The following is a 25,475-nucleotide window of genomic DNA, read 5'->3' as shown; positions in this document are numbered from 1 at the left end:
TTGCCACAATCACATCATGGATGCCTATTACGCCGATGAATTTGTGCTGCCGTTGCCCGAGGGGCACCGCTTTCCCGTGGCCAAGTACCGCCTGCTGCGCGACCGGATTGCTGAGGAGCTGCCTGAAACCCGTCTGCATATAGCGCCCACGGCAGAAGACGAGGATCTGGCGCGGGTGCATTCGCCTGAATACATCGCCGCTATTGCCCAGGGCACCCTGGCGCCCGCTGCGCAGCGGGAAATCGGCTTCCCCTGGAGTGAGGCGATGGCAGAGCGCGCGCGCCGCTCTGTGGGGGCTACGCTGTCTGCGGCCCGCTCGGCTCTGCGCCACGGCCTGGCGGGCAACCTGGCGGGGGGAACACACCATGCCTATGCCGGCAAAGGCAGTGGCTTTTGCGTGTTCAACGATGTGGCAGTGGCGGCGCGTTGCATGCAGGCGGAATGGGCCCAGGCCCACCCAGGGCGCGCGCAGCCCTTGCAGGTGGCCGTGATTGATCTGGACGTGCACCAGGGCAACGGCACTGCGCACATTTTTCAAGGCGATGCCAGTGTGTTCACCCTGTCATTGCACGGCGAGCGCAACTTTCCGTTCCGCAAGGAAGACAGCGACCTGGATGTGCCGCTGCCGGATGGATGTGGCGACGCGCAATACCTGGATGCGCTGGAACATGCACTGCAGACTTTGGAGCAGCGCTTTGAGCCCGGCCTGGTGCTGTACCTGGCGGGCGCCGACCCGCACGAAGGCGATCGGCTGGGGCGCCTGGCCTTGAGCTACGACGGGCTGGAAGCGCGAGACCGCAGGGTGTTCGACTGGGCGTGGCAGCGGCGGGTGCCGCTGGCGTTTTCCATGGCGGGTGGATATGGGCATGACATTGCCACCACCGTGCAGGCGCAGCTCAACACCTGGCGCGTGGCACTGCAATACCACTGCCGCTGGCAGAATGCTGCGCCATGAGCACGCCAACCCCTTCCTCTGCCGCGCCCAGCCAGGCGCCAGCCCGTCCCGCCCCGCAGCCGCGCAGCGCCTACCGTGCCTTCCGCTCCATCAGCACCCGCTGGGCCGACAACGATGTGTACGGCCATGTGAACAACGTCGTGTATTACAGCTGGTTCGACACTGCCGTGAACGCCCATTTGATTGAGCAGGGGGTGCTCGACATCCATGCGGGCGGCACGATTGGGCTGGTGATTGAGACCCAGTGCAACTACTTTGCGCCGCTGGCCTTTCCGCAGACGGTGGAGGCTGGCATTCGGGTAGCCAAGCTCGGCGGCTCCAGCGTGCGTTACGAAGTAGGGCTGTTTGCGCAAGGCGAGGCGATGACGGCAGCGGCCGGCCATTTTGTGCACGTGTACGTTGACCGTGACACCCGCCGCCCGGTGCCGGTGCCCGCGCCCTTGCGGGCGGTGCTGGAAAAACTGCTGGTTCCCGCCCAATAAACATCAAAAAGCATAGCTGCCAGCGCTTGCCAGATAAGCGCTAGAGGCAGTTTTTGCTTGAAGTTCTCGCTGGCGGCGCGGTGGGGAAAGTCGTCAGGCAAATGCTGGCCTGCAGCCACGTCGGTTGTTCTGCAAGGGCTACACTTTGGCGCTTCGTTCCTGAGCGCACGTGCCGTGCCGTACTTCGGGGCTTTTGCAAGGGCTCCGCACCGTCCATGATCATCACCAGCCTGCTCGATACCGACCTGTACAAGTTCACCATGATGCAGGTGGTGCTGCACCAGTTTCCGAGTGCCCAGGTCGAATACCGCTTCAAGTGCCGCAACCCTGGCGTGCAGCTGGCCCCGTTTGTGGGCGAGATCCGGGACGAGATCCGCTCGCTGTGCAGCCTGCAGTTTCAAGATGCCGAACTGGCTTACCTGCGCTCGCTGCGGTTCATCAAGAGCGATTTTGTGGATTTTCTGGGGCTGTTCCGCCTCAACGAAAAGTACATCACCATCACCCCCCAGCCCTCGGGCGAGATCGAGATCGTCATCCGCGGGCCCTGGCTGCACACCATCTTGTTCGAGATTCCGGTGCTGGCGATCATCAACGAGGTGTACTTCCGCAACACGCAAAAGGTGCCCGACTTCCCCGAAGGCCGCCGCCGGCTGGACGCCAAGATTGCCGCCTTGCAGGCCGATGGCCTGGGCGACCTGAAGATTGCCGACTACGGCACCCGCCGCCGCTTCTCTCGCGCCTGGCACGAAGAAGTTCTGCGCGTGCTGGTGGCCCGCCTGGGTACGGGCGACCGCCGGCCCGGTTCGCCGCAAGGGCCAGGGCAGTTCGCAGGCACCAGTAACGTGCTGTATGCCATGAAGCTGGGCGTGACGCCCTTGGGAACCATGGCCCATGAATATCTGCAGGCCTGCCAGGCCCTGGGCCCGCGCCTGCGTGACAGCCAGGTGTTTGGTTTTGAAATGTGGGCCAAGGAATACCGGGGCGACCTGGGCATTGCGCTGTCGGACGTGTACGGCATGAGCGCATTCCTGCGCGACTTCGACCTGTATTTCTGCAAGCTGTTCGATGGCGCACGCCACGACAGCGGCGACCCCTTTGCCTGGGGCGAGCGCTTGCTGGAGCATTACCGCACCAACCGCGTGGACCCGCTGACCAAGACCCTGATCTTCAGCGATGGGCTCACCATTGCGCGCACCATTGAGCTGTACAACCAGTTCCGTGGGCGCTGCCAACTGGCCTTTGGCATTGGCACCAACCTCACCAACGATCTGGGCGACCCGCCCGCGCACGAGCCGTTGCAGGTCGTCATCAAGATGACCCGCTGCAACGGCCAGCCGGTGGCCAAGTTGTCAGACACGCCTGGCAAGGGCATGTGCGATGACGAAAAATACCTGGCCTACCTGCGCCAGGTGTTCGACATCCCTGCACCCCAGTGAAACCCCAGTGATTTTTTGCCCCGCAGCGCAACGCGCCGGGGCCTGCCTGATGACATAACGCATTGATGGAGACAACACCATGAAGATTTCTCGCCGCGCTGCGCCTTGGGTGGCCGCCGCCGGGGCCCTGTTGCCAGGCCTGTGCATGGCTGCCGACATAGATGGCAGCACGCTATCGGTGCTGTGGGGTGTGCCGTTCGCGGGCATCCTGCTGTCGATTGCGCTCATGCCGCTCTTGGCTCCCATCTTCTGGCACCACCACTTTGGCAAGGTGGCTGCGGCCTGGGGCCTGGCGTTTCTGCTGCCCTTTGCCATCACCTTCGGGCCCGCAGTGGCGGGCGTGAGCCTGGTGCATGCGCTGTTGGCCGAATACATCCCGTTCGTGATCCTGCTCACCGCGCTGTTCACTGTGGCGGGCGGCATCTTCATCCGCGGCAACTTGCACGGCAGCCCGGGGCTCAACACGGCCATCCTGGCGATTGGTGCGGTGCTGGCCAGCTTCATGGGCACCACGGGCGCTTCCATGCTGCTCATTCGCCCGCTGATCCGCGCCAACGATAACCGCAAGCATGTGGCCCATGTGGTGGTGTTCTTTATCTTCATCGTCTCCAACGCCGGTGGCTCGCTCACGCCACTGGGCGATCCGCCGCTGTTCCTGGGTTTCCTGAAGGGCGTGGACTTTTTCTGGACGGTGCGCCACATCTTCCCCGAAACCCTGTTCCTCATCGGTGCGCTGTTGGCCATCTTCTTCGCGCTTGATAGCTGGTATTACCACCGCCGCGAAGAGCTGCTCAAGACCGACCCCACGCCCGACAGCCGCTCCATCGGCTTTGACGGCAAGGTCAACTTTGCGCTGCTGGGCGCGGTGGTGGGGCTGGTGCTGCTCAGCGGTTTCTGGAAGTCGCCCGTGGTGTTCAACATTGCGGGAACCGAAGTGGGCCTCCCCGGCATCGTGCGCGATGTGAGCCTGGTCGTGGTGACTTTTGCGTCGCTGTGGCTCACGCCCAAGCAGGTGCATGAAGACAACCAGTTCGGCTGGGGGCCCATGCAGGAAGTGGCCAAGCTGTTTGCGGGCATCTTCCTCACCATCAGCCCCGTCATCGCCATGCTCAAGGCCGGCGTCAACGGCCCCTTCGGTGCCATCGTGGCGGCCGTCACGCGGCCCGATGGTTCGCCCGACCCGGCCATGTACTTCTGGGCCACCGGCGCGCTCAGCTCGTTCCTCGACAACGCGCCCACCTATCTGGTGTTCTTCAACACCGCCGGTGGCGACCCTGCCGTGCTGATGACCACCCTGGCCCCCACGCTGGCCGCCATTTCCGCAGGGGCCGTGTTCATGGGCGCCAACACCTACATCGGCAATGCACCCAACCTCATGGTCAAGGCCATTGCGGAAGACCGGGGTGTGAAGATGCCCAGCTTCTTCGGCTACATGTTGTGGTCGGGCGGCATTCTGGTGCCGCTGTTCATCGTGATGACATTCATCTGGTTCCGGTGACCGGGAGATTGAATATGAGCAAACCCCGCATCCTGGTCGCCCGTGCGATCTTTCCTGACATCGTGGACCGCCTGCGCGAGCACTTCGACGTCGAAGCCAACCCAGACGATGTGATCTGGACGCAGCAAGAGCTAGCCGAGCGCCTGGCCGACAAAGACGGCGTGCTGACCACTGGCAGCCAGCGCGTGGATGCCGCGCTGCTGGCTGCTGCGCCGCGCCTCAAAATCTGCGCCAACATGGCCGTGGGCTACAACAACTTTGATGTGGACGCCATGACGACCGCCGGCGTGCAGGGCACCAATACGCCCGACGTCCTCACCGAGACCACGGCCGACTTCGGCTTTGCATTGCTCATGGCCACGGCCCGCCGCTTGACCGAGAGCGAGCATTTCCTGCGCGCTGGCCAATGGACCAAGTGGAGCTACGACATGTTTGCGGGCAGCGACATCCACGGCAGCACGCTGGGCATCATTGGCATGGGGCGCATCGGGCAGGGCATTGCCAGGCGCGGCGCGCACGGCTTTGGCATGAAGGTCATCTACCACAACCGCTCACGCCTCGCGCCCGCGCTGGAGGCCGAATGCAAGGCCACCTACGTGGGCAAGGAAGAACTGCTGCGCACGGCAGACCACGTGATGCTGGTGGTGCCCTACAGCGCGGCATCGCACCACACCATTGGCGCTGCCGAGCTCGCGCTGATGAAGCCCACGGCCACGCTCATCAACATTGCGCGCGGCGGCATTGTGGACGACGCGGCGCTGGCCGTGGCATTGCGTGAGCAGCGCATTGCCGCAGCCGGCCTGGATGTGTTTGAAGGCGAGCCCAGCGTTCACCCCGATCTGCTCACCGTGCCTAACGTGGTGCTCACCCCGCACATCGCCAGCGCCACGGTGCCCACGCGCCGCGCCATGGCCAACCTGGCAGCAGACAATCTGATCGCGTTCTTCGATGGGCGTGGCCCGCTCACCCCCGTCAACCAGCCCGTGCCCGGCCTGCGTGCCTGAGCTGTTTTGAGTGAAATTGGCCTCCAGCGCTTATGTATCAAGCGCTGGCAGCTATTAAAAACATAGTAAATCTGCCTTGACTACCGATACCCTCGTTTTGCTGGCCGCTGTGGCCCTGGTGCTGGTTTTGCTGGTGCTGATCCTGCTGCGTCGCCCCCGGGTCGATCTGCCGCCCGAATGGCTGGCCCGCCTGCAGGCGCTGGAGCACACGGCGCAAGCCACCCAGCTTGCCGTGGCCAAGAACGATGGCGCGATGGACGGCATGGGCCAGCAGCTGCGCGGCTTCACGCAAACCACGCAGACCACGCTGGAAGGCCTGCGCGGCGCTGTGGACGAGCGCCTGGCGCAGGCCGTGGCCGAATCGCGCAATGGCCGCTCTGAGTTGCTTGCCGCCTTCACCGGGTTTGAGGGCCGTCTGGAGCAGCGCTTCACGGCGTTTGACAGTGCCTTGACCCAGCGCCAGGCCGCGCAAGATGCCGCCCTGGCCCAGCGCTTTGACGCCCTGCAACTGGCCGTGGCCAGCCGCCTGGAAGAAAGCAGCAAGGCGCTGCTGGCTCACCTGGCGCAAGGGCAGGCCGATGCGGCCGCTGCGCGCAAGGAGCTGTCAGACACACTCACCGGCTTCCGCGCCGAGCTGACCACCACCACGGCGGCGCTGGCGGCTGAAAGCGTCAAGTCCCGCGAAGCCATGGCCGAGAGCACCGCGCTGTTTGAAAAGCGCATTCAAGAGCGCTTTGAAGCCCTGCAGGCCGCCACGCGCCTTACGCTCGACTCGCTCAAGGGCGACATCCAGACGCAGCTGGGTGCCATGTCCACCGCGCTCAAAGACCAGCTCGAAGCCAACGGCTTCCAGATCAAGAACCAGTTCTCGGTGCTGCAGGATGCTGTCTCGCAGCAACTGGTGGGCATGGTGCAGGGCAGCCAGCAAAACGCCGAGCAACTGCGCACCGCGCTCAACGAACGCCTTGCCGCCATCCAGGCCGACAACGCCACTAAGCTCGAAGAAATGCGCCGCACAGTGGACGAAAAACTCCACGCCACGCTGGAGCAGCGCCTGGGCGAATCCTTCAAACTCGTCAGCGACCGGCTCGAACAAGTGCACAAGGGCCTGGGCGAAATGCAGACCCTGGCGGGCAGCGTGGGCGACTTGAAGCGCGTGATGACCAATGTGAAAACGCGCGGCACCTGGGGCGAAATGCAGCTGGGCGCCATCATTGACAACGTGCTCACGCCCGACCAGTACGCACGCAACGTCAAGACCGTGCCGGGCAGCGATGAGCTGGTGGAATTCGCCATCCGCCTGCCAGGCAAGCGCGAAGAAGAGCCCGTGTGGCTGCCCATCGACTCCAAATATCCTGTAGAGCAATACCAGCGCCTGCTCGATGCGCAGGACGCGGCAGACAAGGCCGCCATCCAGTCGGCAGGCAACGCGTTTGAAAGCTCCATCAAGCTCGAGGCGAAAAAGATCTTCGCCAAGTACGTCTCGCCGCCGCACACCACCGACTTTGCCGTGCTCTACCTGCCCACCGAAGGCCTGTTTGCCGAGGTCATGCGCCGCCCCGGCCTGGTCGAAGCCGTGCAGAACGAGTGCCGCGTGATGATCACCGGCCCCGCCAACCTGGCTGCCATGCTCAACAGCCTGCAGATGGGCTTCAAGACGCTGGCGATTGAAAAGCGCTCGTCCGAGGTGTGGAGCCTGCTGGGCGTGGTCAAGACCGAGTTTGCCAAGTTTGGTGATGTGGTGGAGGCCACCAAAAAATCCATCGACGCCGCCGCCAAGAAGTTTGACGAGGTGGGCGTGCGCACCCGCGCGATCCAGCGCAAGCTGCGCGACGTGCAGGAGTTGCCCGCGCCCGACGCAGCAACGTCTTCTGCAGTGCCCGGCACCACGTCATCACTGCTGGGGCTGGAGGACGACGCCCCGTGAACATGGCGCTGGCCCGCCTGATTGCCGGGCAGATTTTTCTGCACGCTTGCATGACGGGCATGCGCATGGCCACGCCGCTGCTGGCTCTGCGCGAGGGCTACAGCGCCGCTGCCGTGGGGGTGCTGCTGGCGCTGTTTGCGCTCACGCAGGTGTTTCGGGCGCTGCCTGCGGGGCGCTATGCCGCCCGGCACGGCCTCAAGCGCCCCGTGGGCATTGCGGTGGTCATGGCGTGTGCGGGGGCAGGGCTTTCGTTGATTTTTCCGGTGTTTTCGGTGATGTGCCTGTCGGCTCTGATGACGGGCGGTGCCACAGGCCTGGCCATCATTGCGCTGCAACGCCATGTGGGCCGCGCTGCGCACGACACCACCCAGTTGCGCCAGGTGTTCAGCTGGCTGGCCATTGGCCCGGCGGTGTCCAACTTCATCGGGCCATTTTTTGCGGGGCTGATGATTGACCACGCGGGCAGCACTGCGGGCAGCACCGAGGGGTATCGCGCCGCGTTTGCGCTGCTGGCCGTGCTGCCTTTGGCCACCTGGTTCTGGGTGCGCCACACCGAAGAATTGCCGCCCGTGATCGCCGCTGCCGGCGGCCCGCCCCAGCGCTCGTGGGATCTGCTCAACGAGCCTGCGTTTCGCCGCCTCATCATCGTGAACTGGGTGCTCTCGTCCTGCTGGGATGTGCACACCTTTGTGGTGCCACTCATCGGGCACGAACGGGGGCTGTCGGCCTCGGTCATCGGTTCCATCCTGGGTGCGTTTGCGGTGGCCGCGGCCGTGGTGCGGCTGCTGCTGCCGCTGGTGGCCAAGCATGTGCGTGAACACGCCGTGGTGGCGGGCGCCATGGTGGTCACGGCCGTGTTGTTCGGGGTGTACCCGGTCTTGCCATCGGCCCTGGCGATGGGCGTGTGCTCGGTGCTGCTGGGCTTTGCGCTGGGCTCGGTGCAGCCCATGGTCATGAGCCTGCTGCACCAGATCACGCCCGAGCATCGCCATGGCGAAGCCCTGGGCCTGCGGCTCATGGCCATCAACGCGTCCAGCGTGGTCATGCCCATGCTGTTCGGCACGGCGGGCGCCGTCATTGGCGTGGCAGGCGTGTTCTGGGTGGTGGGTGCCACTGTGGGGGCCTGTGCACGCACCGCATGGCGCATGAATGTGGAGGAGGGCAGGGCGCATGGCAGGTAGTTGGCTCAGCGCTGGGGGCACGCCGGGCCTGGCGTGGGCGCTGGTGTGCGCGCTGGCCCTGGGCTTGGCCCTGCTGCTGGATTGGTACCTGGGCGAGCCACCGCTGCGCCTGCACCCTGTGGTGTGGATGGGCCGCTACCTGGGCTGGGCCGGGCCGCACATTGCACCGCTGACCACGGCGGACCCCCCGCCCCACGCGCAAAAGCGCCGTTCTTTCTGGCTGGGTGCGCTGGCGTGGTGCACCGGGGCCGGTGCCGTAGGCGCGTTGGCCTGGTGGCTGCAAAGCCAGTTGCAGCAAGCGCCCTGGTGGCTGGCGGCTCCCTTGCTTGCAGTGCTGCTCAAGCCCCTGCTGGCGTGGCGCATGCTGCGCGATGAAGTCTTGGCGGTGGAACGGGCGCTGGCCCGCTCGCTGCCCGAGGGGCGCGAACAACTGGCCCGCCTGGTCAGCCGCGACGTGAGCCAACTCACCCCTGCCGAGGTGCGCGAATCGGCCATCGAATCACTCGCTGAAAACCTTAACGACTCTGTGGTGGCGCCCGTGTTCTGGTTTGTGCTGCTGGGCCTGCCGGGCGCGGCCATCTATCGCTTTGCCAACACGGCCGACGCCATGTGGGGCTACCCCGGCAGCCGGGGCGCGCGCTATTGGCAGTGGGCAGGCAAGTGGGCCGCGCGGGCCGACGATGTGCTGTCGTGGCTGCCCGCGCGCATCACCGCGCTGCTGCTGGCCGCACTGCATGGCGGCTTGCCCGCCCGGGCGCTGGCCAAAGAGGCGCGCAAAACCCCATCGCCCAACAGCGGCTGGCCCATGGCCGCCATGGCCCTGGCGCTGGGTGTGCGGCTGGCCAAGCCGGGCGTGTACACCTTGCACCCGGGCGGGCATACGCCGGGCCCGCTGCACACGCAGCGCGCTGCAGTTTGTGGGCAAAAAGTGGTGCTGGCGCTTATTCCATCAGCGCTGGCAGCTCTTATTTTGATAGCAATGGTGGGAGGCTGACGCATGGTTGCACCTCCTGCCATCCTGCCCGGCGTGCATGGCGGCCCTGATGCGCTGGGCGTGCCAGCGCATGACTTCTCTACCAACAGCAATGCCTGTGGCCCATGTCCCGCCGCACTTTCCGCGCTGCAGCAGGCCGATGCCACGCGCTACCCCGACCCGGCCTACACCGCCCTGCGCGCCGCGCTGGCCGCGCTGCATGGTGTGGCACCCGATCGCATCGTGGTGGCGGGCAGCGCGTCTGAATTCATCCACCGCATCACCACCTGGGCGCGGCTGAGCGGCTGCACCCAGGTGCTGCTGCCGCCCCACAGCTACGGTGACTACGCCCAGGCGGCGCAGGCCCATGGGCTGGCGGTGTTGCGACGCAGTGCCAAGGCTGCGGTGGGCGGGGAGGGCGCAGCCACACCCTCCACCTTGCACTGGGCCTGCGAGCCCGCCAGCCCGCTGGGCACGGTGGACGGTGTGCTGTCTGCATGGCACGGCCCCACGCCGCACGGCAGTGTGCGGGTGCTGGACTGTGCCTACCGCCCGCTGCGGCTTGCAACATCTCACTCAGACCCAGAGCTGCCCGCATCCGCCTGGCAACTGTGGTCGCCCAACAAATCCCTGGGCCTGACGGGCGTGCGTGCCGCCTACGCCGTGGCCCCTGCAGGGGCGGAAGGCATGGTGCCGGCGCTGCAAAGTCTTGCGTCGTCGTGGCCCGTAGGCGCGCATGGCGTGGCCTTGTTGGAGGCCTGGGCCACACCGGCCGTGCAGCAGTGGGTGGCAGACTGCCTGCCTACCCTGCGCAGCTGGAAAGACCGCCAAATGGCCCTGTGTACCCAACTGGGCTGGTCCGTGTTGCCCGGCAGCCTGGCCAACTATTTTGTCGCCACCTTGCCCGCAGCACAGTGCACGGATGACTCCAGCGCGCAAACAGCCAGCCTGCTGGCCGCGCTGCGCCAACACGGCATCAAGCTGCGCGACTGCACCTCGTTTGGCTTGCCCGGTGCCGTGCGCCTGGGTGTGCTGCCGCCCGCGTCGCAGGATGCATTGCGGACTGCGTGGCAGGCGATGCACGTTGGAGGCCCGTAGGCCGCACCTTTGGAACGAACATGAATGCACCGATGAACACTCCCGTGACTGCTCCGCCCGCCCATCCGCTGGCGCGCTGCGTGATGGTGCTGGGCACCACCAGCGGCGCTGGCAAAAGCTGGCTCACCACCGCGCTGTGCCGCTATTACAGCAACCTGGGCCTGAGGGTGGCCCCGTTCAAGGCGCAGAACATGAGCAACAATGCCCGCGTGGTAGCTGCCCCCACGCTTGCCACTGCGTGTGCTGCGCTGCCCCCCGAGGGGGCGCACCCCGCCTTGGGGCGGCCCGGCGGCGGGGTGGCAGGCATCGAAGGCGCCTGGGGCGAGATCGGCTCGGCACAATACTTTCAGGCCCTGGCCGCGCGCGCTGTGCCCGAGGTGCGCATGAACCCGCTCCTCCTCAAGCCCGAGGCCGACACGCACAGCCAGGTGGTGCTGCTGGGGCAGGTGAGCGCCGAGCTCACCGCGCTGCCCTGGCGCGGCCGCAGCCAACTGGTGTGGCCGCAGATTGCCGCAGCGCTCGATGCGCTGCGCGCCGAGAACGACGTGGTAGTGATCGAGGGCGCGGGCTCGCCCGCCGAGACCAACCTGCACGCCAGCGACATCGTGAACATGCGCGTGGCGCGCCATGCCGGTGCGCGCTGCCTGCTCGTCACCGACATCGACCGGGGCGGCGCCTTTGCCCACCTCTACGGCACCTGGGCGCTGCTGCCCGAGGACGAGCGCGCGCTCATCCACGGCTTCGTGCTCAACAAGTTCCGGGGCGATGCCAGCCTGCTCGCGCCCGCGCCGCAGCACCTACAGGAGCGCACCGGCGTGCCCACCGTGGCCACCATTCCCATGCAGTGGCACCACGGCTTGCCCGAAGAAGATGGCGTGTTTGATATGACCCCCACGCTCGGCACTGGCGTGTCCTCGCTGCCCCCCGAGGGGGCCCTCGCGGCTAGGGGCGGCCCGTCGCCGCTCAATCGACCGCACACCACCCCCGGCGCCGTGCACACCACCGTCGCCGTGGTGGCCTACCCGCGCATCAGCAACCTGGACGAGTTTCAGCCCCTCAAGAACGTGCCCGGTCTGCGCCTGCAATGGGTGCGCAGCCCGGCCGACGTGGCGGGCCTGCGGCCCAGCGACTGGATCGTGCTGCCGGGGTCGAAAGCCACGGCGGCCGACCTGGCCTGGCTGCGCGCGCAAGGGCTGGACCAGTCCATCGCCGTGCATGCGGGGCAGGGCGGCGCCGTGCTGGGCGTGTGCGGCGGCCTGCAGATGCTGGGCGAGGCATTGATCGACACCGCAGGCATTGACGGCAACGCCCCCGGCTTGGGCCTGCTGCCGCTGGTCACCGTGTTCGAGCCTGCCAAGACCGTGCAGCGTACCAGCGCAGCCTTCGGGCAGCTCACGGGTGCCTGGGCGCCGCTCTCGGGCGTGACTGCCTGCGGCTACGAAATCCACCACGGCCAGACCGCCCAGCACCCCGCCATGGCCGCCAAGGGCAACGTGGCGCGCGAGGTCATGCCCGGCATCGCCTGGCAGAACCCGGCGGGCAATGTGCTGGGCGTGTACCTGCACGGTTTGTTCGAGGACGCCGCCGTGCTGCACGCCCTGTTTGGTGCCCAGGCGCCCACGCTGGAAACGGTGTTCGACGGCCTGGCTGAGGGCGTGGCCCGGCACTTTGACCCGGGCGTGCTGGACGCGCTGATTGCGTAGGAAATACGCGGTTCACCGGCTGCTATGATCCCCGCCCTCAGGTGCCCAATGCGATGAAGCAACGGGAGAATCGGGAAGGCGGTGCAACTCCGCCGCGTGCCCAACGCTGTAAGGACGATGCCGCCCGCTGAATGCCACTGGTCGCCAAGGCCGGGAAGGTGTGTGAAGGCAGATGACTCCAAGCCAGAAGACCGGCCTGAGCCATTTTTGGCGCTGCAAGGCCGGGCAGCGCTGCCACTATTCACGCACAGGGGACTGCCATGAATACCAGCGCAGTGGCGCAAGCCACGCCCAGCGCGCACGCCTTCACGCAAGAAGCGCGCGACGCCATCTACCACGCCATCTTTTCACGCCGCGACGTGCGCGGGCAGTTTTTGCCCACGCCGGTGCCGGATGAGGTGCTCAGCCGCATCCTCACCGCCGCGCACCACGCGCCCTCGGTGGGCTTCATGCAGCCCTGGAACTTTCTCGTGGTGCGTTCGCCAGACACCAAGCGCCGCGTGCAGGGTGCCTTTGCCAAGGCCCACGCCGAGGCCGCCGGCATGTTCGAGGGCGACAAACGTTCCACGTACCAAAAGCTCAAGCTCGAAGGCATCGTTGAGTCGCCCGTCGGCATCTGCATCACCTGCGACCGTGAGCGCACCGGCCCCGTGGTGGTGGGCCGCACCCACATGAAGACCATGGACCTGTACAGCAGTGTCTGCGCCGTGCAGAACCTGTGGCTGGCCGCGCGCGCCGAAGGGCTAGGCGTGGGCTGGGTCAGCATCTTCCACCAGGCCGACCTGCAAGAGGCGCTGGGCATCCCCAAGGGCATCACCCCCATCGCCTACCTGTGCGTGGGCTACGTGAGCCACTTCCACGCCAAGCCTGAGCTGGAAACCGCCGGCTGGCTGCCGCGCCTGCCCATCGAAGACCTCGTGTACTTCGACCAATGGGGCCAGCGCGATGACCAGCAGCCCCTTATCGCCCACCTGCGGCGCGACCAGGCCGCCGCCCAGCGTGGGCGCGAAGCCATCGCCTGACCTTGCCACGGCGTGCCCACCTGGCGCGCACCGCCATTGATCGCGCAGGCCTGCATCTGCGGGCCGCGCTCCACCTGATTGAAAGTTGAACAAGCCATGAATGCCCACCTGCCCCTGATTGCCGACATCGCCGACCCGCAACTCACCCAGGCCCTGCAACACAAGCTGGACCACAAGACCAAACCCCTCGGTTCGCTGGGCCGCCTGGAGCAGCTTGCGCTGCGCCTGGGCCAGATCCAGGGCACCGCATCCCCCCGGCTGGAGCAGCCGCAAATGGTCGTTTTCGCAGGCGACCACGGCCTGGCCGCGCGCGGCGTCTCGGCCTTTCCGAGCGACGTGACCTGGCAGATGGTGGAGAACTTCCTCGCCGGTGGCGCCGCCGTCAGCGTGCTGGCGCGCCAGCATGGCCTGGCCCTCACGGTGGTGGACTGCGGCGTGGCGCGCGACATTGCTCCGCGCGAAGCCGCCCCCGGCCAGCCGAGCCTGCTGCTGCGCAAGGTGGCCCCCGGCACGAATGACGCAAGCCAAGGCCCAGCCATGAGCACCGACCAATGCGCGCAGGCGCTGACCAACGGAATGGAACTGGTGCGCGACCTGCCGGGCAATGCGCTGCTGCTGGGTGAAATGGGCATTGGCAACACCTCGGTGGCCTCGCTGCTGCTGGCGCGCCTGTGCGGCCTCTCACTGGCCGAATGCACCGGCGCGGGCACCGGGCTGGACGCCGCAGGCATTGAACGCAAACGCGCCGTGCTGCAACAGGCGCTGGACGTGAATGCCGCCGCTACCGCACCGCTTGATGCGCTGGCAGCGCTCGGCGGCTACGAAGTCGCCACCATGGTGGGCGCCGTGCTGCAGGCCGCAGCTGAGCGCCGTGTGATCCTGGTCGATGGCTTCATCACCAGCGCCGCCGTGCTGGTTGCCAGCCGCCTGCAGCCCCATGTGCTGCAACGCTGTGTGTTTGCCCACCGCTCGGGCGAACGCGGCCACCAGCTCATGCTGGCGCAGATGCAGGCCGAGTCGCTGCTCGACCTGGGCTTGCGCCTGGGCGAAGGCTCCGGCGCGGCGCTGGCCTGGCCCCTGCTGCCCTCGGCCTGCGCCATCCTGCGCGAGATGGCGAGCTTCGAAGCGGCAGGGGTGTCGGAGCAGACTGCGGCAGCATAAGAATCTGCCTTTGCGTTGCCACTACTGAGCAGCCGCAAAGTGTGCTGAATGCTATTAAAGTGATAGCTGCTAGCGCTTATCAGATAAGCGCTGCAGAGCTATTTGGTTTGAGTTTTGAGCAGCCCCGCTCAGGGGCCACTCCCATCGCGTGATGGGGCAGCCCGCCGCTGTCAGACAGGACTGACACCAGCGTAGGCACTCGTCCCGCCGATGCCTTGAAGATTGATACCTATCCTCACGGTTTTCAACAGGAGGAAGCATCATGCCGATCTGGTTCTGGGTTGTGGGCTTGCAGGCCATTGCGGTGGCTGCTGCTACGGCTATCCTGACGGCGGCCAGTCGGTTTTGATGCCCTGCGGCGTCTGCTGCTCTGCAGTCGCTCAGGCGCAGAGGGCTTCAGTGGCCGGGTTCCCCTGGCAGGCGCTGCTACCCAGCACCAGCACCAGCACCAAGCAGCGTTGTCACGCTCTGGTCAGCCGATGGATCAGTTCAGCGTGTTGTGGGTAGCAGGCAAGTAGCTGTTTCGCTTGCGCCAATTCAAAGTCAGCAAAGTCAAAACCGGGTGCCACCGTGCAGCCCACCAGGGCAAAGTCGCCTTCTGCCAACTCTGCGCCAAACCAGCAGCCCGCAGGCACCACGGCCTGGAAGTGTTCGCCCGCAGCCAGGTTGGCGCCGAGTTTCCACTCCTGGTACGTGCCATCTGGAAAGATGCCGTGCACGCGCAGTGTGGAGCCAGCATAAAAGTGCCACACCTCGTCAGACTGGATGCGGTGCAGCGCCGAGATGTCGCCTGCCTCCAGCAAAAAGTAGATGGCGGTGGAAGCAGACCGGTCTCCGTCAAACCGCGCGGGCAGGGCTCGTGCGGCCAGCTTGTCGCTGGCGCGGTAGGTTTCCTTGAACCAGCCTCCTTCGGGGTGGCGGGCCAGTGCCAGTTGTTCGATGAGCGTCTTTGCGGTGGTGCTGTGCATGGGCAGAAGGTTAATGCCTATGTCAGCCGGCTGCGAGGGTGGATGCAACGATTCAAGGGTGTTGCGACGAAATACCTTGATTCGTCTCTGGGGTGGTTCAGGTTGTTGGATCGATCAGGCCCCAGGGGGGCTGCAGCCCGCACTGGTGCTGGAGGCGGCCATGGGAAATCAAAGTGTCAGTAGCATTCGCTAGAAGAGCCTCTTTAGCCTTCTAGCTCTCGTCGTTAAAGCGCAGGCCGCTATGAAATTAGTAGCATTTAAGGCAAAAAAAAACCGCCTTGGTGAGGCGGCTTGCGGGGCTGCTGCCGCAGGGGCAGCGGTGCCGATCGGTCAGTCCAGCGTTGCGCCAGAGGTCTTCACGCGTTCGCCCTGCACCTTGAGGTCGCGGGCCAGGAAGGCCTTGTATTCGGCGGGGGTGGAAGCCACGGCCACGTAGGAGTAGGCGTCCACGTTGGTCTTGCGGAACTCGGGGTCCATCAGGATGCGGCGCACGTCAGCGGCGATTTTTTCCACGATGGCGGCGGGCGTGCCAGCAGGGGCGACGAGGCCGATGTTGAACACGGCGTCAATGTCCTTCACGCCAGCTTCCTTGAACGTAGGCACGTCAGGCAGGGCCAGGCTACGTGCTTCTGATGAAACGGCCAGGGCTTTGAGCTTGCCGGACTTCACGTGCTGCTCGATCACCGACACGCCCAGCACGGCAGAGTCGATCTGACCGGAGATGACTTCCGGGATCAGCGGTGCGGCGCCCTTGTAGGGCACGTGCACCATTTCCAGGCCTTCTTGCTTGGCGAACATCGCCAAGGGCAGGTGGACGATGCCGCCCGCGCCGGAGGAGCCATAAGTCAGTGGCGTGCCCTTGGCGTTTTTGGCCAGCTCGATGAACTCCTTCAAGGTGTTGGCCTTGGAGGCCTTGGGCACGAAGAACACCATGGGCACGCTGATGAGGCGCGAGATGGGGGTGAAGTCCTTCTCGGGGTTGTACGGCAGCTTTTTGTACAGGTGCGGGTTCATGGTGAGCGCGGCCTCGGTGGCGGCGAACAGCGTGTAGCCGTCGGCGGGGCTCTTGGCCACGAATTCCGCGCCGATGATTTCGTTGGCGCCGGTTTTGTTGACCACCAGCACCGACTGACCCCATTCCTTGCCCAGGCGGGTGGCCAGCACGCGAGCGAGGTTGTCCACCGGGCCGCCAGGGGCGTAAGGCACAACGATGCTCACAGGCTTTGAGGGGAAGGCAGGGGCTTGTGCGTGAGCCAAGGGCAGCGCGAGGATGGCGGCCAGCGACAGGGCCAGGTGGGCAAGGGTGCGTTTTTTCATGATGGGGGGAGAGAACAGAAAAGGAAGTCGAAGGCTGCGGCTGGTGTACAGGCGCGCAGGCGCACCGCGCCGGCACCCCGCTGTGGGGGGCGTGGCGCAGGCAGCCTGCCAGCAGCGGGTAAGGCGAATCAGTCGAGCTTGATGCCGCGTTCCTGGATCAGCTTGGTCCAGCGTTCGCTTTCGCGCGCCAGGTGCTGTGCCATTTCTTCGGGCGTGGAGCCCACGGGTTCGGCGCCGATGGTTTCAAAGCGCTTGACCACATCGGGGTCTTTCATGGCTTCGAGCAAGGCGGCGTTGACCTTAGCCACGATGTCCTTGGGCGTGGCGGCGGGCATGAATACGGCGAACCAGGGCGAGACCTCGTAGCCGGGCAGGCCGGCTTCGGCCAGCGTGGGCACGTTGGGCAAGGTCTTGGAGCGCTTGGCGGTCGTCAGGCCCAGGGCGCGCAGCTTGCCTGATTCAATGTGCGGGCGCGCTGAGGTGATGCTGTCGAACATGTAGTTGACCTGACCGCCCAGCAGGTCGGACACGGCCGGGCCGCTTCCCTTGTAGGGCACATGCAGCATGTCCACCTGCGCCAGCGAGGTGAACACTTCGCCCGCCATGTGGATGGAGGTGCCGTTGCCAGCCGAGGCGTAGGTGAGCTTACCGGGCGCCTTGCGCGCGGCGGCAATCACATCCTTGGCGGTCTTCACATCGGGCTGGATGGCGTTGGTCACCAGCACGTTGGGCACCACGGCCAGCAGGCTCACCGGGGCAAAGTCCTTGATGGGGTCGTAACTCAGCTTGCCGTACAACGGCTTGTTGGTGGCCATGCCGATGGAGGTGATCATCAGCGTGTAGCCATCGCCCGGCTGCTTGGCCACGAAGTCGGCACCAATGTTGCCGCCCGCGCCGGGCTTGTTCTCGATGACGAAGGGCTGGCCCAGCGTCTTGCCAGCCTTCTCGCCCAGCGTGCGCGCAATGGCGTCCATGGCCCCGCCCGGTGGGAAGGGCACTACCCAGCGAATGGGCTTGCTGGGCCAGGAGGCGGCGGGTGCCTGGGCATTGGCTGCAGGCAGGGTGGCCGAAGCCAGGGCGCAGGCCAGCAGCGCCAGCGTCTGTCGTTTCGTCATCATGGTTTTGTCTCGTTATGGGGTTGTTGCAGGTGCTGCAGGAATCAGATGGCCGAGGGGTGCGTGGCCAGAGGGGTCACGTGGATCTTCATGAACGGGAACAGGGGCAGGCCCTGCAGCAGCTGGTGCAGCTCGTCGTTGGAAGACACGTCGAAGATGCTGTAGTTGGCGTATTCGCCCACCACGCGCCAGATGCTCTTCCAGCGGCCATCGCGCTGCAGGTCTTGCGAATAGGCCTTTTCGCGGGCCTTGATCTCGTTGGCCTGGGCTTCGGGAAGGTCTCGGGGGATGTTCACATCCATACGAACCAGAAACAGCATGGTTTGCTCCTTGAAGGGGTCAGAAAAATGGGGCGCGTTGCCCATCAGGCAACGGTTGGGGTGGTGGGTGCCATATCGACATGCACTGGCGCCTGGCCCTGGCGTGCGCGGTCAAAGCGGTTGAGCTGCGCAAGCGACACCTCGACACCAAAGCCCGGGCCGTCGGGCAGTTGCAGTGCAAAGTTGGTGATGGGCATTTGCTGCTCCACGATGTCGTCCACCAGCAGTTGCGGGCCAAACAGCTCGCAGCCGTGGTGCTGTGTGCCTAGCGTAGAGAACACATGGGCCGATGCGGCGCTGCCGAGCGATGTCTCCAGCATGGTGCCGCCATACCAGCCGATGTCGGCCGCTTCAGCCACCGCAGCAATCTTGCGGGTGCGCACCAGGCCGCCATGCTTGGCCACCTTGAGCGAGAAGACATGGCTGGCCTTGAGGCTGGCCAGCATGAACGCGTCTTGCGGCGTGCACACGGTTTCGTCGGCCATGATGAGTGCGCCGTCCAGCGTGGCGGTGAGGCTGCGCAGCGCCTCCACATTCCAGCGCGCCACGGGCTGTTCGATCAGCGTCACGCCGGCTTCCACCAGTGGGGGCAGATAGCGGCGGGCGGTGTTGCCGTCCCACGCCTGGTTCACATCCACCGTGAGCGTGGCCTTGCCTTGCAGGCCGCGGGCGATTTGTGCTACGTGCGCCACGTCGTCCTCAGGCGCGCGGGCACCGATCTTGATCTTGAAGATGTGGTGGCGTTTTTGCTCCAGCCGCAGGTGCGCCTCTTGCAGGTCGCGCGCCACGTCGCCGCTGGCCAGCGTCCAGGCCAGGGGCAGGCTTTGGTGCACCTTGCCGCCCAGCAGTTGCCAGGCAGGCATGTTCAGCGTGCGGGCCACGGCGTCCACCAGCGCCATTTCCACCGCGCTTTTGGCGAAGGCGTTGCCCTTGCAGGCACGGTCCATGCGTGCCAGGGCACTTTCAAAGCCGCCGCCAAACTCGCCGAGCAGTGCGGGTGCCAGGTACTGCGTAATGGCGTGGAGGATGCTCTCAGGCGATTCTTCGTTCCACGAAGGGCCGCCGATCGTGGCCGCCTCGCCAAAACCGCAGGCACCGTTCTTCAGCCAGAGCTGAACGATGACGGGGCTTTGCCGGCTGATGGAGCCGAACGACAGCTTGTGCGGGCGAATGGTGGGAATGTCCAGAATGCGCGCCTCAATGCGTTCAATGGCAAAGCCCGCCAGATCGTGCGCGGGGTTTTCTGTAGCGGAGGACAAAAGAGTCATGCGTGTATAGGTTCTCAACGGGCCGCCCAGGGGCGGGGCAAAGGCTTGGGCTGACTTCTGCATGGTGAAGTGTTGCTCGCGGCCAGTGCGGGGTATGGGTGGGGCTGTCGCGCTGCGTTTTCCAAGATGCTTCGACAGGTTTTCCGCGCGAGGATAGTTTTTGCAATGAAACTAATCCAATGATTCCTTTGGAACTGTTCGTTCGATAACATCGATGATTCGAGACACCCGTGTGCAGGCCACATAGCCGCCTTTGAAGCTTTGCTCTGCCGGTCTTCCTTGCCCTTCACGCCCACCCACCATGGAAATCCGCCAGCTTCGTTACTTTCTCGACATCGCGCGCACCGAGCACCTGACCCAGTCGGCCCACAACCTGTTCGTCACGCAGTCCACCTTGTCGCACGGGCTGCGGCAACTGGAGCAGGAGCTGGGTGTGGACCTGTTTGACCGCGTGGGACGGCGGCTGCGGCTTTCGCAGGCCGGGCTGGCGTTTAGGGTGTACGCGGCGCGGGCGTTGCACGAGATCGAGGCGGGTCGCATGGCGCTGGCCGATCTGGGGGCGCTGCAGTCGGGCTCGCTCACGGTGGGCGTCATCCCCACTTTTTTGCACACCCTGGTGCCTGCGGCGGTGGCGGCCTTCAGCCGGGCCTACCCAGGGGTGAGTGTGGTTGTGCGCGACCTGCGCGCGGGCCCCATTGAAGAACAACTGGTAGAGGGCCTGCTGGACGTAGGCATTGCCTTCTACCCCACCGAACGCGAGGACATCGACACCGAGCCCTTGTTTGAAGAGCGCATGCAGCTGGTGGTGAACCCCGCCCACCCCCTGGCGCGGCGCAAGAGCCTGGCGGTGAAAGACCTCGCCCAGGTGCCGCTGGCCATGTTGCCGCGTGCCTTCGCTACCCGGCGGCTGGTGGATGACAGCCTGCGCGCCGCCGGGGTGGTGCCCCAGGTGCGGGTGGAAATGGAATCGGTAGAAGGGCTGCTGGATGTGTGCCGCTGGGGTGACCTGGCCTGCATTGCGCCCGAGCGTGCGGCCCGGCAGGCGAGTGATCTGCACACCATTGAACTGCGCTCACCCACCATGGTGCGGCACGCGGGCATTCTGTGGCGCAAGGGCGCTTCGCGCAGCCGCGCAGCGCTGGAGTTTGCGGCCTTGCTCAAACAGTAAGGCGCGCGTGATGTCTGGTCAGGCGGCTGTGGTCTTGGGCTGGTAGTCGCAATAGCTGCTCACCGCGCATTCCCAGCAGCGGGGCTTGCGCGCCTGGCACACATAGCGGCCGTGCAGGATGAGCCAGTGGTGCGAATCCACCGCGTATTCCTTGGGCACCCGCTTCATCAGTTGCAGTTCCACTGCCAGTGGGTTCTTGCCGGGGGCCAGGCCCGTGCGGTTGCTCACGCGAAAGATGTGCGTGTCCACCGCCATGGTGGGCTGGCCAAAGGCCACGTTCAGCACCACGTTGGCGGTCTTGCGGCCTACGCCGGGCAGGGCTTCCAGAGCTTCGCGCGTGCGGGGCACCACGCCGCCGTGCCGCTCCACCAGAATGCGGCAAGTCTCCATCAGGTGCCGGGCCTTGCTTTTGTAGAGGCCAATCGTCTTGATGTAGCCCTCCAGCCCTTCCAGCCCCAAATCCAGAATGGCCTGCGGCGTGCCCGCCACCGGGAACAGTTTGCGCGTGGCCTTGTTCACCCCCACATCGGTGGCCTGGGCTGACAGCAGCACGGCGGCCAGCAACTCGAACACGGTGGTGTATTCCAGCTCGGTATTGGGCAGCGGGTTGGCGGCCCGCAGGGTGGCAAAAAAGGGTTCGATGTGGGCGGTTTTCATCGGGTCAGCACGGTGTGGGGCTCTGCCTGGCGGCAGGCCGGTGGATCCATAGCGCCGCATTGTCGGTCAGGTGGGGGGCAGTTGCTGGCGCAGGTGGGCAATGAAGGCGCGCACGCCTTCGGGCAGGGTGCGACCGGCCAGGGTCTGCAGCTCAATGTCACGTTCGGCCGTGCGGCTGTAGGTGAGTCCAATGCCGGCTTCGGTGTTGAGCACCGCCTGCGTCACCGCAGCGGGGGCTGCCACGCGCAGGTAGAACTGCATGCCGGGGTGCTGCTCGCGGAACTGGGCCATGGCCTTGGGCAGAAACTCAATCGCAAAGCCTGCCGAGCAGCACACCCGGATCAACCCGCGCCGCAGGCCCTGTAGCGCTTCGATGTCGGCCACCACACGGTCGGCCTCCAGTGCGTTGCGCAGCGCGTGGGTGGCCAGCAGCTCCCCGGCAGGTCTGGCGGCCACACCTTCAACCCCGTGTACGGCACCACGCGCAACGCCTTTGACCCACAGCGCTCGGCTGGCGGCAGCAGCGGTGGCGCAGGGGTGGCCGTGGCTTTGCGCATGCTGCCGGTGGCCGACGGCTCGGACATGATGGGGTCGCTGCGCACCCCCTCGGCGTTCAACAACGTGTATGGCCTGCGCACCTCCATGGGCTGCGTGCCGCATGGGCCCACCGACGAGGTGTTCTTCCAGCAGTTCAGCGTGGCGGGCCCCATGGCGCGCAACATTCCTGATCTGGCGATGCTGCTGTCGGTGCAGGCGGGGTTTGATGCCCGCCTGCCGCTGACCCGCAGCAGCGAGGGCTCCCAAGACTGGAGCTGGGCGCTGGAGCGGGACTTTCGCGGCACACGCATCGGCTGGTTGGGTGATCTGGGCGGTCACCTGCCGACGGAGCCAGGGTTGCTGGACACCTGCCGCGCGGCGCTGGGCCATTTCAAAACCATTGGCTGCGCGGTGGAGGAGGTGACCCCCGCGTTTGATTTTGAACAGATGTGGCGCGCCTGGATTGACCTGCGCAGCTTCATGGTGGCGGGCGCCAACGCGGCGCTGTACCGCAGCCCCGCCCGCCGCGCCTTGCTCAAACCCGAAGCGCTATGGAAGATCGAGCGCGGGCTGGCCCTGTCGGCCATGGTGCGCAGCCCCCTGCTGGCTGCAGAGCACCGTTGATGAGCGTGACTGAGTGATGCACAGCCGCTGTTGTTTCGTGTTTCTTTTCCTGCTTTGAGGAGTTTGCGCCATGGCCATGACACGTTTTCGCTTTCTTTCCTGCCTGGGCGCTGGTGCCCTGGCGCTGGGCTTGCACGGGCTGGCGCAGGCGCAGGGGTACCCTTGGCGCCCGATCAAGTTCGTCATTCCCTATGCCGCAGGCGGCGCCACCGACATCCTGGGCCGCTTGCTCGCCTCGGGCTTGAGCGAAAAGCTGGGCCAGCCCGTGGTGGTGGAAAGCCGGCCTGGCGCAGGCACCGTGCTGGCAGCTGGGCAGGTGGCCAAGGCGGCGCCGGATGGCTACACGCTGCTGGCCGGGGCCAGCACCACGCTCACGCTGAACCCGGCCAATTCGCAACAACCTGCCCTATGACCCGGTCAACAGCTTCACACCGCTGGGCCTGGTGGCAGACATGGGCCTGACGCCCGCCTGGGGCAACGGCGAAGCCTTGCGCAGCCGGGTAGAGCGCGAGCTGCCGCTGATGCGCGCCGTGGCTGCGCGTGCGGACATCCGGGTGGATTGAGGCGGGGGCGGCGCGAAGGGAGCGTTTCTGGGGGCGGTAAATAGCCCAAGCCTGCAAGAAAACTGCGCCGCAATTGGCGACAATGGCGGGTTCAACGCCCACAGGAATGCCGTCCCATGCAATTTGCTGATCGCCTCAACAACGTAGAAACCTCCGCCATCCGCGAGCTTTTCAAGCTGCTGGGCAAGCCCGGCATCATCAGCTTTGCAGGCGGATTCCCGGACAGCGCGATGTTTGACGTGGAAGGCATCCGCGCTGCCAGCAACGCCGCCTTGGCCGAAGAACCCGGTGCTGCGTTGCAATACGGCGCCACTGAAGGCTACAACCCGCTGCGCGAACAACTCGCCGCTTTCATGACAGCCAAGGGCGCCAAGGATGTGGCGGCCGACAACCTCATCGTCACCACCGGCAGCCAGCAGGCGCTGGACCTGCTGGGCAAGACCCTCATCAGCCCTGGCGACAAGGTGATCGTGGAAGGCCCGACCTTTTTGGCCACCATCCAGTGCTTCCGCCTGTACGGCGCCGAACTCATCAGCGCGCCCATCGACGGCAACGGCGTGAAAACCGACGAGCTGGAAAAGCTCATCGCCGAGCACAAGCCGAAATTCGTTTACCTGATCCCCACTTTCGGTAACCCCAGTGGTGCCATGCTGAGCCTGGAGCGCCGCAAGGCCGTGCTGGAGATGGCCGTGAAGCACAACACCCTGATCGTGGAGGACGACCCCTACGGCGACCTGTACTTTGGCGATGCACCTCCCCCCAGCCTGCTGAACCTGTCAGCCACCGTGCCCGGCAGCCGCGATCTGCTGGTGCACTGCGGGTCCTTGAGCAAGGTGCTCTCGCCCGGCCTGCGCGTGGGCTGGATGATTGCCCCGGCCGAGCTGCTGGGCAAGGCCACCATGTGCAAGCAGTTCAGCGATGCACACACCAGCACCTTTGCGCAGGCCACGGCCGCGCAGTACCTCAAGGCCGGCCGCATGCCCGCCACGCTGGCCCATGTGCGCAAGGTGTATGCCGAGCGCGCCCAGGCCATGGGCGATGCGCTGCGCAAGGAACTGGGCGACGCCATCGAGTTCGTGCAGCCGCAGGGCGGCCTGTTTGTGTGGGCGCGCCTCACGGGCGCGGGTGGCAAGGTGGCCGACGGCAACGTGCTGGCCAAGCGCGCCATTGAAAAGGGCGTGGCCTTTGTGCCCGGTACGCCGTTCTTCTGCGCCAACCCCGACCACGCCACCTTCCGCCTGTCGTTTGCCACGGCCGATGTGGACAAGATCCGCGAAGGCGTGGCACGCCTGGGCCAGGCGATCTGATTCGCCGCGTTCAGGGGCAAGCGCTGTGAAGGCCTGGCTGTCCAGCCTCGTTCTGCTGGGCTTTTGTGGGTGGGCCAGTGCGCAGGGGCTGGAGCCCTCGGCGCCCACCCCAGGCTTTGACTGCGGTGCGGCGGAGAAGACGGTAGAGCACTGGATCTGCGCCAGCCCCGAACTCATGCAGGCCGATGAGCGCCTGACCCATGCCTACCGCACCGCGCAGGCCAAGCCCGACGGCGATGCGGCAATCGCGGCCCTGCGTGCGGCGCAACTGCGGTGGCTGCGCCAGCGCAACCGCTGTGAAGACGTGGCGTGTGTGGCGGCTGCGTACCAGCAACGCACAGAAGATTTGCAGGCTTCCAACCGGCGTGTGCGGGTGCTGGATGCGAAGGGCATCGCCCCGGTGTTTACACGCACGCTGCCGCACATCAATGACACGGTAGGGGTGTTGAACATTGCGCTGCGGCGTGCACAGCCTGCGGCGTTCCAGGTCGAGCTGTATGTCCATCACGCCGATGCGCGCCCTTGGACATCTGGAGGCCCCGGCGTGCGCATGATGTGCTGGCCGCCTGACCGTCGCGAAGGCTACGCTTCGCGGTTTGAATACACCACGCGCTCATGGGGCGATGCGTTTCGCCCCGCAGAACGCGCAGGCCAGCGCGGCTACATCCTGCTGCGCTTTGTGCTTGGCAAGGATCTGCCGCTGAACGAAGACATCCTGTGCCACTTGGCGCTGACCGAATGGCTGCTCGAGCGGCCCAGCCAGCTCCACATCACCGAAGCCCAGCCCTGACGCTGTGCCCACCCGATAGCTCCCATGACCTCACCCCTTACCGACGAAATCCTTCAGCGGCTTGAAGCACTGGAAATCAAGGCCAGCTTCACAGAAGACCTGTTGGATCAGCTGAACCTGACCATTTACCAGCAGCGGCAACTCATCGACCGGCTCACGCACGAAGTCATCCAGCTGCGCCAGCAGGCGCCCGAGGCCGGCTCCAACGGCCCGCGCAATTTGCGAGACGAGCTTCCCCCGCACTATTGAGCGCCGGGGCGGGTGGCCCGGCCGCCGGCTCACCAGGTTCCCAGTGGCCGCCGCGCTCGCGCGTTGCGTACCCGCGCCAACTCTGGGGTGTGCTCTGTAATTCATCGCCGCTCCGCGTTAGGATGCAACGCTTGTTTTGCATTCCACCAGGG

At 65.7% G+C, this 25,475-nt stretch carries 22 protein-coding genes, 4 pseudogenes and 1 riboswitch; of the genes and pseudogenes, 19 read left to right on the top strand and 7 right to left on the bottom strand.

The window, feature by feature from the left end; all coding sequences use genetic code 11:
• Window positions 1–16 precede the first annotated feature (16 nt).
• The 12 genes from AADJ04_RS02530 to cobT all read left to right on the top strand — a co-directional run bounded on the left by AADJ04_RS02530 (window position 17) and on the right by cobT (window position 14,440).
• Window positions 17–955: a histone deacetylase gene (locus tag AADJ04_RS02530; protein ID WP_341238646.1), complete on the top strand. Its 939-nt coding sequence runs from the start codon at window positions 17–19 to the stop codon at window positions 953–955.
• A complete protein-coding gene (locus AADJ04_RS02525) occupies window positions 952–1,437 on the top strand; it encodes a thioesterase family protein (RefSeq protein ID WP_066695747.1) in 486 nt (161 codons plus the stop codon). Before AADJ04_RS02530 ends, AADJ04_RS02525 begins: the two co-directional genes overlap by 4 nt.
• 215 nt (window positions 1,438–1,652) lie before the next feature.
• Entirely contained in the window at window positions 1,653–2,873 is a 1,221-nt protein-coding gene (gene pncB, locus AADJ04_RS02520; protein WP_066695750.1) for a nicotinate phosphoribosyltransferase, read from the top strand.
• 79 nt (window positions 2,874–2,952) lie between these two features.
• The gene (locus AADJ04_RS02515; RefSeq protein WP_341238645.1) at window positions 2,953–4,371 is read left to right on the top strand and encodes a sodium:proton antiporter; all 1,419 of its coding nucleotides are present in this window, start codon (window positions 2,953–2,955) and stop codon (window positions 4,369–4,371) included.
• Between the two features lie 14 nt (window positions 4,372–4,385).
• Window positions 4,386–5,375, top strand: coding sequence for a D-glycerate dehydrogenase (locus AADJ04_RS02510; protein ID WP_341238644.1), 990 nt, complete (start codon window positions 4,386–4,388; stop codon window positions 5,373–5,375).
• A 76-nt stretch (window positions 5,376–5,451) separates the two neighbouring features.
• Window positions 5,452–7,302 carry a DNA recombination protein RmuC gene (gene rmuC, locus AADJ04_RS02505; protein WP_341238643.1) on the top strand — a complete coding sequence of 617 codons (1,851 nt, stop codon included), beginning with the start codon at window positions 5,452–5,454 and terminating at the stop codon, window positions 7,300–7,302.
• Complete coding sequence (locus AADJ04_RS02500; protein WP_341238642.1) at window positions 7,299–8,483, top strand: MFS transporter; 1,185 nt, start codon at window positions 7,299–7,301, stop codon at window positions 8,481–8,483. The genes rmuC and AADJ04_RS02500 overlap by 4 nt, the downstream gene beginning before the upstream one ends.
• A complete protein-coding gene (cbiB, locus tag AADJ04_RS02495) occupies window positions 8,473–9,477 on the top strand; it encodes an adenosylcobinamide-phosphate synthase CbiB (protein WP_341238641.1) in 1,005 nt (334 codons plus the stop codon). Before AADJ04_RS02500 ends, cbiB begins: the two co-directional genes overlap by 11 nt.
• Before the next feature lie 3 nt (window positions 9,478–9,480).
• Entirely contained in the window at window positions 9,481–10,554 is a 1,074-nt protein-coding gene (locus tag AADJ04_RS02490; protein WP_341238640.1) for an aminotransferase class I/II-fold pyridoxal phosphate-dependent enzyme, read from the top strand.
• Between the two features lie 83 nt (window positions 10,555–10,637).
• Window positions 10,638–12,257, top strand: coding sequence for a cobyric acid synthase (locus AADJ04_RS02485; RefSeq protein ID WP_341238652.1), 1,620 nt, complete (start codon window positions 10,638–10,640; stop codon window positions 12,255–12,257).
• Window positions 12,258–12,279: 22 nt separating this feature from the next.
• Window positions 12,280–12,472, top strand: a riboswitch (cobalamin riboswitch).
• A 45-nt stretch (window positions 12,473–12,517) separates the two neighbouring features.
• Window positions 12,518–13,279, top strand: a complete 762-nt coding sequence (gene bluB, locus AADJ04_RS02480; protein ID WP_341238639.1) for a 5,6-dimethylbenzimidazole synthase — start codon at window positions 12,518–12,520, stop codon at window positions 13,277–13,279.
• Between the two features lie 96 nt (window positions 13,280–13,375).
• Window positions 13,376–14,440 (top strand): nicotinate-nucleotide--dimethylbenzimidazole phosphoribosyltransferase, encoded by a 1,065-nt coding sequence (gene cobT, locus AADJ04_RS02475; protein WP_341238638.1) that lies wholly within the window; start codon window positions 13,376–13,378, stop codon window positions 14,438–14,440.
• Window positions 14,441–14,901: 461 nt separating this feature from the next.
• Here the strand turns inward: cobT and AADJ04_RS02470 are convergent, their stop codons facing one another.
• Window positions 14,902–15,408 (bottom strand): cupin domain-containing protein, encoded by a 507-nt coding sequence (locus tag AADJ04_RS02470; RefSeq protein WP_341238637.1) that lies wholly within the window; start codon window positions 15,406–15,408, stop codon window positions 14,902–14,904.
• Between AADJ04_RS02470 and AADJ04_RS02465 the strand changes: the two are divergent.
• Window positions 15,406–15,601, top strand: a pseudogene (locus AADJ04_RS02465) (IS1595 family transposase); the annotation flags it as partial. The gene AADJ04_RS02470 and the pseudogene AADJ04_RS02465 sit on opposite strands and share 3 nt — an antisense overlap.
• Before the next feature lie 137 nt (window positions 15,602–15,738).
• On the opposite strand, the gene AADJ04_RS02460 reads toward AADJ04_RS02465, so the two are convergent.
• From AADJ04_RS02460 to AADJ04_RS02445, 4 genes are all read right to left on the bottom strand, one after another.
• A complete protein-coding gene (locus tag AADJ04_RS02460) occupies window positions 15,739–16,725 on the bottom strand; it encodes a tripartite tricarboxylate transporter substrate binding protein (RefSeq protein WP_341238636.1) in 987 nt (328 codons plus the stop codon).
• Between the two features lie 128 nt (window positions 16,726–16,853).
• Complete coding sequence (locus AADJ04_RS02455) at window positions 16,854–17,840, bottom strand: tripartite tricarboxylate transporter substrate binding protein (protein WP_341238651.1); 987 nt, start codon at window positions 17,838–17,840, stop codon at window positions 16,854–16,856.
• Between the two features lie 44 nt (window positions 17,841–17,884).
• Window positions 17,885–18,160, bottom strand: coding sequence for a muconolactone Delta-isomerase (gene catC / locus AADJ04_RS02450; RefSeq protein WP_044396268.1), 276 nt, complete (start codon window positions 18,158–18,160; stop codon window positions 17,885–17,887).
• Window positions 18,161–18,204: 44 nt separating this feature from the next.
• Window positions 18,205–19,428: a muconate cycloisomerase family protein gene (locus tag AADJ04_RS02445; protein WP_341238635.1), complete on the bottom strand. Its 1,224-nt coding sequence runs from the start codon at window positions 19,426–19,428 to the stop codon at window positions 18,205–18,207.
• 301 nt (window positions 19,429–19,729) lie between these two features.
• Here AADJ04_RS02445 and cynR point away from each other — a divergent pair, with 301 nt between their 5' ends.
• Complete coding sequence (gene cynR, locus AADJ04_RS02440) at window positions 19,730–20,596, top strand: transcriptional regulator CynR (protein ID WP_341238634.1); 867 nt, start codon at window positions 19,730–19,732, stop codon at window positions 20,594–20,596.
• An 18-nt stretch (window positions 20,597–20,614) separates the two neighbouring features.
• On the opposite strand, the gene nth is transcribed toward cynR, so the two are convergent.
• Together nth and AADJ04_RS02430 are read right to left on the bottom strand one after the other, a co-directional pair.
• On the bottom strand, window positions 20,615–21,253 hold the full coding sequence (gene nth, locus AADJ04_RS02435; protein WP_341238633.1) for an endonuclease III: 639 nt from the start codon (window positions 21,251–21,253) through the stop codon (window positions 20,615–20,617).
• A 147-nt stretch (window positions 21,254–21,400) separates the two neighbouring features.
• Window positions 21,401–21,712 (bottom strand): annotated as a pseudogene (locus tag AADJ04_RS02430) (LysR substrate-binding domain-containing protein); the annotation flags it as partial.
• On the opposite strand from AADJ04_RS02430, the pseudogene AADJ04_RS02425 reads away from it, so the two are divergent.
• The 5 genes and pseudogenes from AADJ04_RS02425 to AADJ04_RS02405 all read left to right on the top strand — a co-directional run.
• Window positions 21,701–22,378, top strand: a pseudogene (locus AADJ04_RS02425) (amidase family protein); the annotation flags it as partial. The pseudogenes AADJ04_RS02430 and AADJ04_RS02425 overlap by 12 nt on opposite strands.
• 106 nt (window positions 22,379–22,484) lie before the next feature.
• A pseudogene (locus AADJ04_RS02420) lies at window positions 22,485–22,875 on the top strand (tripartite tricarboxylate transporter substrate-binding protein); the annotation flags it as partial.
• A gap of 218 nt (window positions 22,876–23,093) precedes the next feature.
• On the top strand, window positions 23,094–24,284 hold the full coding sequence (locus tag AADJ04_RS02415) for a PLP-dependent aminotransferase family protein (RefSeq protein WP_341238632.1): 1,191 nt from the start codon (window positions 23,094–23,096) through the stop codon (window positions 24,282–24,284).
• 25 nt (window positions 24,285–24,309) lie between these two features.
• Window positions 24,310–25,074: a lysozyme inhibitor LprI family protein gene (locus AADJ04_RS02410; RefSeq protein ID WP_341238631.1), complete on the top strand. Its 765-nt coding sequence runs from the start codon at window positions 24,310–24,312 to the stop codon at window positions 25,072–25,074.
• Window positions 25,075–25,098: 24 nt separating this feature from the next.
• Window positions 25,099–25,323, top strand: coding sequence for a SlyX family protein (locus tag AADJ04_RS02405; RefSeq protein WP_341238630.1), 225 nt, complete (start codon window positions 25,099–25,101; stop codon window positions 25,321–25,323).
• Window positions 25,324–25,475 lie beyond the last annotated feature (152 nt).

The sequence above is a fragment of the uncultured Acidovorax sp. genome (genome assembly GCF_964021665.1).
In the GTDB taxonomy this organism is placed as follows: domain Bacteria; phylum Pseudomonadota; class Gammaproteobacteria; order Burkholderiales; family Burkholderiaceae_C; genus Acidovorax; species Acidovorax temperans.
Note: the sequence above shows the minus strand (reverse complement) of the source record. Positions and strands in the feature narration are given on the sequence as shown.